The sequence below is a fragment of the Agromyces kandeliae genome (assembly GCF_009674665.1).
Classification (GTDB): domain Bacteria; phylum Actinomycetota; class Actinomycetes; order Actinomycetales; family Microbacteriaceae; genus Agromyces; species Agromyces kandeliae.
Map to the genome: position 1 here is coordinate 23,924 of NZ_WKJD01000010.1, position 12,199 is coordinate 36,122.

The window sequence follows — 12,199 nt, forward strand, 5'->3', positions numbered from 1 at the left end:
GCCGGCGAGGTGACGCGAAGCGTCGGCCGGAAGCCGGGATCCGACCGTTCGCGTCATCTCGCTGCCGCGCGGGAAGGGCGGCAGGGGCCGTCCGTCAGGCGGGGAGCTCGACGGCGAACTCCGTGCGGCCGGGCTCGCTCGCGACCTCGACGGTTCCGCGATGCGCGGTGACGACGGCCTTCACGATGGCCAGGCCGAGGCCGGTGCTCCCGGCCCGGCGCGAACGCGAGGCGTCACCGCGCGCGAACCGCTCGAACAGGCTCGCCCGCACCGCGGGGTCGATGCCGGGTCCGTCGTCGGTGACCGTCACCCGCACGCGGGCCGGTGCGGGCGACCCGGATGCCACGGGCACGCGGGCCACGCGGACGACGACCTCGGTGCCGTCGGGCGTGTGCACGCGCGCGTTCGCGAGGAGGTTCGCCACGACCTGGTGCAGGCGGCTGGCGTCGCCGGTCACGGTCACCTCGTCGTCGGGCACCTCGACGCGCCACTCGTGGTCGGGCGCCGCCACCTGGGCGTCGCCGACCGCGTCGATCACGAGCCGGGTGAGGTCGACCGGCTCCCGCCTGAGCTCGCGCCCCTCGTCGAGCCGCGCGAGCAGGAGCAGGTCCTCGACGAGCTCCGTCATCCGCAGCGATTCGGACTCGATGCGGCCAAGCGCGTGCACCACGTCGGGTGGCAACTCGCCGCCGTGCATGCGCGTGAGCTCGGAGTAGCCGCGGATCGAGGCCAGCGGCGTGCGGAGTTCGTGGCTGGCGTCCGCGACGAACCGGCGCACCTTGCGCTCGGACTGCTCGCGAGCCGACAACGATGCGGCGACGTGCCCGAGCATGCGGTTGAAGGATGTCGCGAGCCGCCCGACCTCGGTCCGCTCGTCGTCGACGGGGACCTCCTCGGGCAGTTCCACGTCGCCGCGCGCGAGCGGCAACTCGGAGACGAGCGTCGCGGTCTCGGTGACGCGGTCGAGCGGCACGAGCGCGCGCCGGACGATCACCGCGCCGAGCACGAGGGCGGCGGCGAGGCCGGCGATCGCGACCACGCCCACGGTGACCGCGAGCTGGGCCGTCGTCGCGTTCACCTCGGTGAGCGGGAAGGCGACGACGAACGAGAACCCGCCGTCGGTCGGCGCGGCGATCGCGCGGTACTCCCCGAGCTCGTCGAGCTCGACCGTGACGGGTGTCCGGTCGGCGGGCACCGAGGCGAGCACCGGTGCGATCGTCTCGGGCGGATCGACGAACTCGCCCTCCTCGTCGATCGCGCCGAACGTCACGACCGCACGATCGGTGACGAGCGCCGCGATCGCGCCGACGGGCTGGCCCGGGATGCGGAGCAGCGCCTCTGCGCCCTCGGGCGGGAGCGGCACGCGATCCTCGTGGTCCTCGCCCTCCTCGCGTTCCTCGCCCAGCGTCCGCGCCGCGCGGTCGGTCGCCTGGACGAGCTGCGCGTCCATGCGCGCCATGAGCTGGTTGTGCAGCGACGCGACACTGACGAGGCCGACGATCGCGCTGACGAGCACGACGAGCGCGGCGATGACGAAGAGCAGTCGGCGCCGGAGCGTCTGCGGCGCGCGTCGACGGCGCACGACGGCTCCGTCGCCGGCGCCGGCCGCCGACGAGTCGCCCCCGGCGACGGCGTCGCCCGCGGCATCCGTCGGCCGCGCCCGCTCGGACGCGGCACGCCGTGCGGCGGACGCGTACCCCGGAGCGCCCGGGTGCGTCATCCCGCGGCCTTCAGCATGTAGCCCGCACCGCGGACCGTGTGGATCATGGGGTCGCGGCCCGCGTCGATCTTCTTCCGCAGGTAGGAGATGTACAGCTCGACGACGGACTCCTTGCCGCCGAAGTCGTAGTTCCAGACGCGGTCGAGGATCTGCGCCTTCGAGAGCACGCGCCGGGGGTTCCGCATGAGGAATCGGAGCAGTTCGAACTCGGTCGCCGTGAGCTCGACCGGCGTGCCGTCGCGCTCGACCTCGTACGAGTCCTCGTCGAGCGAGAGGTCGCCGACGCGGAGCACCGGGTCCTTGGCCTGCGCGAGCGTCAGCGTCGATCGCCGGATCAGGCCGCGCAGCCGCGCCACGACCTCCTCGAGGCTGAACGGCTTGGTGACGTAGTCGTCGCCGCCGGCGGTGAGCCCCGCGATGCGGTCGTCGAGCGAGTCCTTCGCGGTGAGGAAGAGCACCGGCGTCTCGGTGCCGTCCGCGCGCACGCGTTGCAGCACCTCGAGCCCGTCGATGTCCGGGAGCATGATGTCGAGCACGATCGCGTCGGGGCGGAACTCCCGCGCAGCCCGGACGGCGCCGAGGCCGTCGGACGCGGTGCGCACCTCCCACCCCTCGTAGCGGAGCGCCATCTTCAGGAGGTCGGTGAGGGAGTTCTCGTCGTCGACGACGAGGACGCGCACGGCGCTGCCGTCCGCCTTCGCGATCTGCGGACGGTGCGCGGTTCCGGTGCCGGTCTCCATGCTCATGCCTTCCGAGTATGCGGGAAATCCTGTGCGCTTCCTATGACCCCAGCGGACGCGGCCTGTGACCTCGCAATGAACCATGGCCTCCGCCGGTTCATACGCGATCCATAGGGGCGGCAACGGTACGGCACAGCCCACGTTCGTAGCGTCCGAGTCGGGCCCGCGATCGCCGCGGGCCGAACGACCAGATGAGGACCCCGAATGTTCTTCACCTACCTCCGGCGCGAGCTCGCCGGGCGCCGCCGGCAGACCGCGATCATCGCGGTGGGGATGGCGCTCGCCATCGCGCTGGTCATGATCGTCGACGCCGTCTCGACCGGCGTGCGCGACGCGCAGGCCGCCGTGCTCGAGTCCGTCTACGGCGTCGGCACCGACCTCACGATCTCGCAGGCGGCCGGCCCGCCCGAGGAGGGCGAGGGCGGCGGACCCGGCGTGCGGTTCGAGTTCGGCACCGACGACGGCGAGACCACCGACGACGGCACCACGCTCAGCAACTCGCGCCTGACGGTCGATCGCGGCACCTCGACGTTCGACGCGTCCGTGCTCGACACGGTTCAGGGCGTGGACGGCGTGGCCGCGGCATCCGCCACCCTGAGCCTCACGAACGTCACCTTCGACGGCGACCTGCCCGAGCCGCCCACCGACCAGGCGGCGGGCGACCAGGCCGCAGCAGGCGATGGGACCATGCCCGCGCCCGGCGAGGGCGGAGGAGGGGGCTTCGGCGGCGGCGCGTTCGACGTGACGAGCGTGACCGTGACCGGCGTCGATCCCGCCGCCGACGCGATCGGGCCGCTCAGTGCCGTCGAGCTCGCCGACGGGCGCGGCCTCGACTCCGGCCACACGGGCGAGTACGTCGCCGTGCTGGACGCCGAGTACGCCACGACCGAGGGCGTCGCCGTCGGCGACACCATCGACCTCGGCGGCACCGGGTTCGAGGTCGTCGGCACCGTGGCTTCGACGTCGGCGGATGCCGCGACCGCGTCGAACGCCTACATCCCGCTCGACGTGGCCCAGTCGCTGTCCGGCATGGACGGCCTGGTCTCGGACATCTCGGTGCAGGCCGCGTCGGCGTCCGACATCCCGGCCGTGAAGGCCGACCTCGAGGAGGCCCTGCCCGACCAGACCGTGAGCACGCAGGAGGACCTCGCGGCCAGCGTCTCCGGGTCGCTCGGCAGTGCGTCGTCGCTCATCTCGAGCCTCGGCCTCTGGCTCTCGATCGCCGTGCTCGCGGCCGCGTTCCTCATCGCGATCCTGTTCACCATCCAGGGCGTCACGCGTCGTACCCGCGAGTTCGGCACCCTCAAGGCGATCGGCTGGTCGAACCGACGCATCGTCGGGCAGGTGGCCGGCGAGTCGCTGGTGCAGGGACTCATCGGCGGCGCGGCGGGCCTCGCGCTCGGCTTCATCGGCATCGCCGTGATCAACGCGATCTCGCCGAGCCTCGCGACCACGTCCGCACCGATGGCCGCCGGCCCCGGCGGCGAGGGCGGGTTCGGCGGGGGCGGACCGTTCGCCGCGACCCAGCAGTCGACCGAGGTCGTGCTGAGCGCCCCCGTGACGCTCTCCGTGGTCGCGATGGCGGTCGGCCTCGCCGTGCTCGGCGGCCTCCTCGCCGGCGCGATCGGCGGATGGCGCGCGAGCAGGCTCCGCCCCGCCGAGGCGCTGCGCAGCGTGGCCTGACGCGGCCGACGGGACCCACCGACCCCCGCGGCATCCGTCGCCGCACCACCGGACACCGGAGAGAAGGACCACCTCATGTACACGCTCGAGAACGTCTCGAAGACCTACCGCCAGAAGGAGCGCACGATCCACGCGCTGAAGGACGTGAGCCTGTCGATCCCGACCGGCCAGCTCGTCGCGATCCAGGGCCCGACGGGCGGCGGCAAGTCCACGCTGCTGCAGATGCTCGGCGCGCTCGACCGCCCGACGACGGGCCGGATCTCGCTCGGCGAGGCCGACCTGTCGGGCATGCCCGACGCGAAGCTCGGCCGCATGCGGGCGACCGAGATCGGCTTCGTCTTCCAGGGCTTCAACCTCATCCCCACCCTCACCGCCCAGGAGAACGTCGAGACGGCGCTCGAGCCACTCGGCGTCCCGGCCGAGGAGCGCCGTCGCCGGGCGACCGCGGCCCTCGAGTCGGTCGGGCTCGCCGACCGCGCGCACCATGTCCCGAGCGAGCTGTCGGGCGGCCAGCAGCAGCGCGTCGCGATCGCCCGCGCGCTCGTGAAGGAGCCCGACGTGCTCCTGGCAGACGAGCCCACCGGCAACCTCGACGAGCAGACGCGCGACGAGATCATGGACCTCCTCGAGGGCCTCCACCGCGACCGCGGGCTCACGCTCGTGATCGTGACCCACGACTCGGCCGTCGCGAGGCGCGCCGAACGTCGGCTGCACCTCGCGCACGGAACGGTGACCGAGCGGGCGTAGCCGACCGGGCGGATGCCGCGGCCCCGCCCTCCGGCCGCGGCATCCGCCCATTCCCGCGCGATGCGGCGAACTCAGATGAGCCCGGCGCGCATGGCCCAGGCCGCCGCGGCGGCTCGCGAGGGCACCCCGAGGCGGGAGCGGATGTTGGCGACGTGCCGGTGGACCGTGTGGACCGACAGCACGAGGTGCGCGGCGATCTCGGCATCGGTCTCGCCGCGGGCGACGAGCCGCAGCACCTCGCGCTCGCGGTCGGTGAGGTGGGGCGCTCCGCTCGCCGGCGCACCCGAGTCGCCGGGGGCGGACGCCTCGGCATCCCCGGCCGGCTCGACCCGGTCGCCGAGGAACCGACGCGTCTCGCGCACGATCGCGTCGGTGTCGCCCCGCCACGGGAAGTGGTCCTCGCCCTGGAGCGGCACGAACGCGGCGTGGGCGATCCGGTCCGCGACGTCCCGCCCGAGCGCGAACGCGATCGCGCGGTCGTCGCGTCGGTGCAGCACGAGCGTCGGCGCCCGGACCTCGCCGAGGTGCGCCGTCGAGTCCATCGCGTAGACCTCCGCGAGCGAGGCGAGGGCGGCCTCCGGCGTCGCGGCCCGACGCTGGAACTCGACGAACTCGTCGCGCTCCGCGGCCGTCGCGTCGGGTTCGAACAGGTCGGAGAGCACCCGCGAGCCGATCCCCCAGTGCTGCCGCACGACGGCGAGCAGGGCGTCGCGTGCGGCAGGAGGGGCGAGGTCGGCACCCCTGGCGTAGGTGCCGTAGAGCACGAGGCGGTCGACGGCGTCGGGATGCCGCGCCGCGAAGCGCGAGGCGACGCCGCCGCCCGACGAGGCGCCGAAGAGCGACACCCGCGCGACCCCGGCGGCGGCCAGCACCGACTCGAGCACGGCGAGCTCCTCGTCGAGGGTGCCCGGCGGCAACCGGCCCCGATCCGAGGCACCGGTTCCGGGCCGGTCGTACCTGATGATCGTGCGACCGCGAGCGAGACCGGACGCGAAGCGCCGGAACCGGGGCTGGCGCCAGTCGAGGTCGAGGTGGCTGCACCACCATCCCCCGAGCACCAGCGGAGGACCGTCGCCGATCGCGGACCACGCGATGGACGCGCCGTCGTGCTCGGCGTACCGGATGACCTGGTCTTCGGCCTCCACGGCCCCAGTCTAGGAAGACGAGGGATGCTCGGGCCAGTGCGCGGGGACTCGGGCCGGCCGGTCAGCGGCCGACGGCGAACATCCGCGCCCACAGGCGGTCGATGCCGCGGGACACGTGGTCCGCGGGATCCTCCGTCGCCGTCCAGAGCGTTCGGAGCACCTCGGGCAGCTCGTCGGCGTGCTCCGCGAACAGGCGTCGCGGCGCAGCGAGCGCGGCCGGGCCGTGCCCGTCGAGCAGCACCGGCACGAACTCGCCGGGCAGGTACACCTCGGCGGTCGCGGCGACGGGGCGCAGGAGGCCGAGTTCGAGCTGCTCGGCCAGCCAGCGGCGCGATTCCCCGAGGGAGACGCCCGCGAGCGCCGCGAACGCGGGCGCATCGACGGGGCCCGCCTCGAACAGCACGCGGTAGTGGCCCCGCGCGGTGCCGTGCGCGATCGAGGCGTACGCGAGCGCGGTCGTCGCGTCCGCCGCGGGCGTGGGCGGAGCCACCGTGTCGGCCGCGACGAGCGGAGGTGCCGCGACGGCGGAGGCGACGGGTGCAGGTGCGAAGGCGGTGGACATGATGACTCCTGGTTCTCCGGCCCCGAGCGGGGCCGATCGACGCTTCGAGTCCACTCCGTTCCGGCCCCGGGCGCATCGCGAGTCCGGGCCATCCGCACCTGGCCCTTCCGGGCCATCCGCACGGCGGCGGTCGCACTTCGCCCGCATAGCGGCGCCCGCCCACCGATGCAGTGGGCGGGCGCCGCGGGCCGTCGCCTCAGCGCAGCTGGATCGCCGGCGGGAGGTACTTGTCCTTCGCGATGTCGCTCTTCGGCACGACGCCGTAGACGCGCAGCATCACGTTGAACGCGCCGTCGCGCACCGGGAGCCAGTTCGCCTGGGGCACGCCGTCGGGCTGCGTCACCGCCAGGTAGATCGAGATCGAGCCGTCGGGGTTCGTCTCCAGGCCCTCCGTGTAGCTCGCCACGAGGTACTTGTCGATGTCGTTCGGGATCGGCTGGATCGCGTTCGGCGTGTACGCGGTGACCGACCAGAAGCGCTCCGCGTCCGGGATCGCATCGGCCGGGAAGGTCAGCACGTAGCCGGCCGGGTTCGACCCGTCGAGCGGCGCGCCGTTGCCGTCGTAGAACGCGTGGTAGTACGCGGCCGTCTCGATGGTGTTGCAGTACTGGCAGAACTCGGTGATCGACGCCCGGTCGAGGACGTTCTTCTTCCACGCGCCGATGTTGGTGAAGTGGGTCCAGTTCGTCGCACCCCGATGGTCGAGGTAATTGGCGATGAGGGCGTCGTGCGCCGCGCGGGCGCCCTCCGCGAACTGCGCGCGTTCGGCATCCGTGAGGCTCGACCCGTCGCCGAAGAGCGCGTCGAAGTCGTCGGAGAGCTTCTGCTCCTGCCGGTTCAGCGGCGGGGTCCAGCCGTCGTCGGCCACCGCGACCTGCGTCTGGCGCAGGAACTCGATCGGGGCGAGGCGGACGAGGTCGTCGGCGATCGTCTTCACCGGGACCCCGAACTCCTCGACGGGCTTGACGGCCGTCGGGACGCCGTTCGCGAGGATGCCCTTCCGGAACTCCTCCGCCTCGGTGGTCACGTCCTCCGTGCCGATGTGCTTGTCCACGCGGAAGATCATGATCATGTGGTCCAGCGGCAGCCGGACGACCTCGGCGCCCAGCAGGTCGTCCGAGGCGTCCGGTCCGATGAGGGCGTACTCGATGGTCTGGGTGCCCTCGCCCGCCTTCCGCGACGGGATGCCCGACGGGTAGACGTTGCCGTACGGGTCGACGAGCAGGACCGAGTAGGCGACCGGCGTGGCCGGCACGACGACGCCGACGGGGGCCCCGCTGACGTCGAGCGGCGTGCTCGCGTAGAGGGTGTCGTCGTTGATGGCGACGACCGCCTGGTACACCGGCGAGATCTTGGTCGGCCCGATGAAGTGGTTGACCGGCACCGGGAGCGCGGTGGTCTGGAAGTGCGTGAACCAGATCGGATAGAAGGTGGTGACGTAGTTCTCCGTCGTCGAGGCGATGTCCTTGCCCCCGTTGTTGCCCGAGGGCGGGGCGGCTGCGGCGGGCGCGACCGAGGTCAGGGCCACCGCGACGGCGGCGGAGGCGGCGAGTGCGGCGAGTCGGGTCAGCCTGGTGCGTACCCGGGCATGACGATGCATGGTGTTCCCCCTTGCCGGCGCCGGTTCGCCCGACCACGTGCCGAGCGGATCCGACGGCCGATTCCGCGCGGACGCTACCACGGGGCGAACGAGTGCCGTTGGGACCTGAGACCCTAGCCGCCGAGTCGGTCCGTGATGCCGCCGGAGACGAGGGCGGGCGAGCCGAGCAGCGCGACCACGCCGACGCCGAGCAGCACGTTGACGACGACGGTGGCCCAGAACGCCCGACGGAAGCTGCGCTTGCGCGTCTTGTGCCGGAAGAGCTGCTGGGCGACGAGCGCACCGGGCCATCCGCCCGCCGCATCGACGAGGTGCAGGGTCTGCTCGGCGACCCGCGGCGCCGCGCGCCGCGCCGCTGCCTTGTCGGCGCCGTACGCCGCGACGGCGACGAGGCTCGCCGCGCCGTACCAGGCGGCGAGCCACCACGGGACGACGTCGAGGATCAGGCCGAGGGCGAGCGCGGCCGCGAACGCCGAGAGCACGCCCCAGCTGAGCGCGGCGGGAAGCGGTCGCGAGAGATCGCGTCCCGGCTTCGCTCCTCGGCTCGATGGTCGGGTCGCGCCGCGCGGTGCGCGCCGCGAGGTCGTCGGTCCGGGTCGCATGAGCTCGATCGTACGTGCGCCCCGCGTGCCGGCGGACGCCCGCGACGTCCGGTGTGGCCCGTCTTGGGGGCATCGCGACACCCCGTGCCGGCGTAGTTTCGACCCGAGGATCCAAACCGGCATCGGCGACCCGAGCCCGCCGATCGCGGCGGTGACCTGCACGGCGAGTGCGCTCGAACGCATCGACGCCGTGGCTCCGCCCGGGCGTGATCGGAGGCGGACATGCGAGGAGGGCTGATCGCCGCCGGCGGGGCGATCGCAGTGGCGCTCGCCATCGCCACCGTGGTGCCCGCGCCGCTCACCTCGGCCCACGTCGCCGAAGCCGCCCCGACGGATCCGCCGGTTCCACCGCATGCGGCCGCACGGGAACCGCCCCCGAGGCCGGACGATCCCCCGTCGCACCCGGGCCCCCCGGACCTGCCCAGCACCGTGCTCGAGCAGATGGTCGCGACGACCTCGACCGACCGGTCCCTGGCAGCCGGAAGCCAGCAGGCACCGGCCGGCAATCGCGTCGTCGGCTCGGTCGTCGCCGCAGGCGGGGCGGACGTCCTCCCGGAACTCGCACTCTCGACGATCGCATCGGTGGCCGATCGCTCACCCGAACGATCCGCGGGACCGGACCGCTACCTCACGTCGGTCGCGCTCGCGCAGGACGTCCGACCGGGCGTGGGCGACGTCTGGGTCGCGACGGGCGAGGACTTCCCGGACGGCCTGGCGGCATCCGGCGTGGCCGGGGCCCGCGGCGGGCCCGTCCTGCTGACGCGGTCGACGAGACTGCCCGCGCCCGTCGCGGCGGAGTTGTCGCGCCTCGCTCCGGAGCGGGTGTGGGTCGTGGGCGGAACCCATGCCGTGTCGGAGGGCGTGCTCGACTCGATTCGCGGGGTCCTGCCGGATGCCGAGATCGCGCGTATCGCCGGTGCCGATCGCTTCGGCACGGCGGCGGCGCTGGTCCGGCAGTTCTTCGGCGGCGCCCGCGCGGTGTTCGCCGCGACCGGGGCGAACTTCCCCGACGCCCTCGCCGCCGGACCCGCCGCCGCGGTGGAGGACGCTCCGACGTTGCTCGTGACGCGGACCACCGTGCCGTCCGCGAGCGAAGACCAGTTGCGTCGGCTCCACCCGGACGTGGTCCACATCGTCGGCGGGCCGGACGTGGTGGGCGACGAGGTCGCACTGCGCATCGCCGAGATCACCGGCGGACGTGTCGAGCGCGTTGCGGGAGACGATCGGTACGCCACCGCGGCCGCGGTCGCCGAACGGTTCTTCACGGCGACCACGTCCAGCCTGCTGCTCGCGACGGGCGCGACCTTCCCGGACAGCATCGCCGCCGGCGCGCTGGCGGGCAGTCGGCGCAGCCCGCTGCTCCTGGTCACCCCGGGCGCCGCGCCGCGAGCGACCGTCGATGCGGCCCGACGCGTGTCGTGGTGGTTGCCCGACTCGGGACGGGTGCTCCGCTATACGCTGATCGCGCACCCGGACGACGAGTTCGCGGCGTGGTCGATCTCGGGCGTACGCGACCCCCGCAGGTACGACGTGCTGGTCGTGCTCACGACCGGCGAATCCACGCGGTTCTGCGACGGTGAGCCGGTCGACAATCCCTGGATGTCACTCCAGTACCTCCCGCAGCCGCAGCCGACCGGCGTGCCGTACTCGGACCGCTGCAAGCAGCACCGGATGGACAGTTGGCGCGAGTTCGTGCACGCCGCCGGGCTCGGACAGGTCGGCGAGGCGGAACGGCTCACGGCCGGCCCGATCACGTTCGACGGCCGCGAGGTGCCCGTCCCGCTCAGCCGCGACGAGGCCGGAACCGTGGTCGTGGCCGACGGGTTCGAGGTCGCCGTCGGATCGGACGCTGCCGTCGTGGCATTCGACATGGGCGCCCTCACGGTCGATGAGGTCCTGTGGGCCATGCAGGTCGCGCGGGGCCTCGCCGACCGGTTCCCCACCCGAGTGGAGGGCGACGTGATCGGTGCCGGCTTCTTCAACGACGGAGCGACCGGCTACGAGAACCTGCATGCGGACCATCGCGCAGTGCACGAACTGCTCGGCGGCACCGACCTCGGCATGCCCGGGAGCCAGTACGCCACGGTCGGGCATGCCCAGTCGGCCCGGACCTTCGGTTCGTCCGTCGCCGACTACTGCGGGCACATGTGCCATCCGGCCGCCGAGCCTGCGTTCTCAACGGGAATGGGCGGGTTCCAGTTCGCCTACGGTTGGCTCGCCGACGGCTTCTGGCCGCCGGGTGACGTCGACTCCCCGTCCGGCTTCTCGCGCTACCAGTCGTTCGCGAAGTGGTACTGACCGCTCGAGACGGTCGGACGGTCAGGACGAGCGGCGGTCCGCGCCGACGCGCGCCTCCGCCCGCTACTGGTTCGAGAAGGCGGCGTCGAACGACGCGGTCGGGCGCGGCCAGATGAGCGAGCGCACGTACTCGAGCGCCTGCGGGCCGCCGTGCAGGCGGTCCATGCCGGCGTCCTCCCACTCGACCGAGATCGGGCCCGTGTAGCCGATCGCGTCGAGCGCGCGGAACGCGTCCTCCCACGGCACGTCGCCATGCCCGGTCGAGACGAAGTCCCAGCCGCGCCGCGGGTCGCCCCAGGGCAGGTGCGAGCCGAGGATGCCGGAGCGGCTGTTCGCCGTCCGGATCCGGGTGTCCTTGCAGTCGACGTGGTAGATCCGGTCCTGGAAGTCCCAGATGAAGCCGACCGGGTCGACGCCCTGCCACATCATGTGGCTCGGGTCCCAGTTGAAGCCGAACGCCGGGCGGCGGTCGATCGCCTCGAGCGTGCGCACGCTCGTCCAGTGGTCGTACGCGATCTCGGAGGGGTGCACCTCGTGCGCGAAGCGCACGCCCTCGTCGTCGAACACGTCGAGGATCGGGTTCCACCGGTTCGCGAAGTCCTCGTAGCCCGCGTCGATCACGTCGGCGGGCACGGGCGGGAACATCGCCACGTACTGCCAGATCTTCGAGCCCGTGAAGCCGACGACCGTGTCGACGCCGAGCTTGCGCGCGACCCGCGCGGTGCGCTTGAGGTCCTCCGCGGCCCGCTGCCGCACCCCCTCGGGGTCGCCGTCGCCCCACGTGTAGGGGCGCACGATCGCCTGGTGGCGGAAGTCGATCGGGTCGTCGCACACCGCCTGGCCGGTCAGGTGGTTCGAGATCGCGTAGACCTCGAGGCCGTAGCGCTTGAGGAGCTCCTGCTTCTCCTTCAGGTAGCCGGGCTCCTCGTCGGCGAGCTTCGTGTCGAGGTGGTCGCCGCCGATGCCGATCTCGAGGCCGTCGTAGCCCCACTCGGAGGCCAGGCGAGCGACCTCCTCGAACGGCAGGTCGGCCCACTGCCCGGTGAACAGGGTGACGGGGTGGGTGGCGGGAGTGTCGGTCATGCTCGGATCCTCTCTCGGG

The 12,199-nt window shown here is 73.1% G+C and carries 10 protein-coding genes; 3 read left to right on the forward strand and 7 right to left on the reverse strand.

Going from position 1 to position 12,199, the window contains the following annotated elements:
• Positions 1-94 precede the first annotated feature (94 nt).
• Entirely contained in the window at positions 95-1,720 is a 1,626-nt protein-coding gene (locus tag GJR97_RS06455; protein WP_154345696.1) for a sensor histidine kinase, read from the reverse strand.
• Positions 1,717-2,466 carry a response regulator transcription factor gene (locus tag GJR97_RS06460; RefSeq protein ID WP_154345697.1) on the reverse strand — a complete coding sequence of 250 codons (750 nt, stop codon included), beginning with the start codon at positions 2,464-2,466 and terminating at the stop codon, positions 1,717-1,719. Before GJR97_RS06460 ends, GJR97_RS06455 begins: the two co-directional genes overlap by 4 nt.
• A 198-nt stretch (positions 2,467-2,664) precedes the next feature.
• Between GJR97_RS06460 and GJR97_RS06465 the strand changes: the two genes are divergently transcribed.
• The gene (locus GJR97_RS06465) at positions 2,665-4,143 is read left to right on the forward strand and encodes an ABC transporter permease (protein WP_154345698.1); all 1,479 of its coding nucleotides are present in this window, start codon (positions 2,665-2,667) and stop codon (positions 4,141-4,143) included.
• Positions 4,144-4,218: 75 nt separating this feature from the next.
• Positions 4,219-4,890 (forward strand): ABC transporter ATP-binding protein, encoded by a 672-nt coding sequence (locus tag GJR97_RS06470; RefSeq protein ID WP_154345699.1) that lies wholly within the window; start codon positions 4,219-4,221, stop codon positions 4,888-4,890.
• A gap of 71 nt (positions 4,891-4,961) precedes the next feature.
• Here the strand turns inward: GJR97_RS06470 and GJR97_RS06475 are convergent, their stop codons facing one another.
• From GJR97_RS06475 to GJR97_RS06490, 4 genes are all read right to left on the reverse strand, one after another.
• Positions 4,962-6,035, reverse strand: a complete 1,074-nt coding sequence (locus GJR97_RS06475; RefSeq protein ID WP_324613226.1) for an alpha/beta fold hydrolase — start codon at positions 6,033-6,035, stop codon at positions 4,962-4,964.
• Between the two features lie 61 nt (positions 6,036-6,096).
• Entirely contained in the window at positions 6,097-6,597 is a 501-nt protein-coding gene (locus tag GJR97_RS06480; protein ID WP_154345700.1) for a hypothetical protein, read from the reverse strand.
• A 196-nt stretch (positions 6,598-6,793) separates the two neighbouring features.
• Positions 6,794-8,197, reverse strand: coding sequence for a DUF1214 domain-containing protein (locus GJR97_RS06485; protein WP_195760629.1), 1,404 nt, complete (start codon positions 8,195-8,197; stop codon positions 6,794-6,796).
• A 113-nt stretch (positions 8,198-8,310) separates the two neighbouring features.
• Entirely contained in the window at positions 8,311-8,799 is a 489-nt protein-coding gene (locus GJR97_RS06490) for a DUF1294 domain-containing protein (protein ID WP_229276042.1), read from the reverse strand.
• Positions 8,800-9,021: 222 nt separating this feature from the next.
• On the opposite strand from GJR97_RS06490, the gene GJR97_RS06495 reads away from it, so the two are divergent.
• On the forward strand, positions 9,022-11,097 hold the full coding sequence (locus GJR97_RS06495; protein ID WP_154345703.1) for a cell wall-binding repeat-containing protein: 2,076 nt from the start codon (positions 9,022-9,024) through the stop codon (positions 11,095-11,097).
• A gap of 63 nt (positions 11,098-11,160) precedes the next feature.
• Here GJR97_RS06495 and GJR97_RS06500 read toward each other — a convergent pair whose 3' ends face one another.
• On the reverse strand, positions 11,161-12,180 hold the full coding sequence (locus GJR97_RS06500) for a sugar phosphate isomerase/epimerase family protein (protein WP_154345704.1): 1,020 nt from the start codon (positions 12,178-12,180) through the stop codon (positions 11,161-11,163).
• Positions 12,181-12,199 lie beyond the last annotated feature (19 nt).

Excerpts from the sequence above, each read along its gene's own strand:
- GJR97_RS06495 (WP_154345703.1), top strand. The coding sequence starts at position 9,022 with ATGCGAGGAGGGCTGATCGCCGCCGGCGGGGCGATCGCAGTGGCGCTC.
- GJR97_RS06480 (WP_154345700.1), bottom strand. The coding sequence starts at position 6,597 with ATGTCCACCGCCTTCGCACCTGCACCCGTCGCCTCCGCCGTCGCGGCA.
- GJR97_RS06465 (WP_154345698.1), top strand. The coding sequence starts at position 2,665 with ATGTTCTTCACCTACCTCCGGCGCGAGCTCGCCGGGCGCCGCCGGCAG.
- GJR97_RS06460 (WP_154345697.1), bottom strand. The coding sequence starts at position 2,466 with ATGAGCATGGAGACCGGCACCGGAACCGCGCACCGTCCGCAGATCGCG.
- GJR97_RS06470 (WP_154345699.1), top strand. The coding sequence starts at position 4,219 with ATGTACACGCTCGAGAACGTCTCGAAGACCTACCGCCAGAAGGAGCGC.
- GJR97_RS06500 (WP_154345704.1), bottom strand. The coding sequence starts at position 12,180 with ATGACCGACACTCCCGCCACCCACCCCGTCACCCTGTTCACCGGGCAG.
- GJR97_RS06490 (WP_229276042.1), bottom strand. The coding sequence starts at position 8,799 with ATGCGACCCGGACCGACGACCTCGCGGCGCGCACCGCGCGGCGCGACC.
- GJR97_RS06455 (WP_154345696.1), bottom strand. The coding sequence starts at position 1,720 with ATGACGCACCCGGGCGCTCCGGGGTACGCGTCCGCCGCACGGCGTGCC.
- GJR97_RS06485 (WP_195760629.1), bottom strand. The coding sequence starts at position 8,197 with ATGCATCGTCATGCCCGGGTACGCACCAGGCTGACCCGACTCGCCGCA.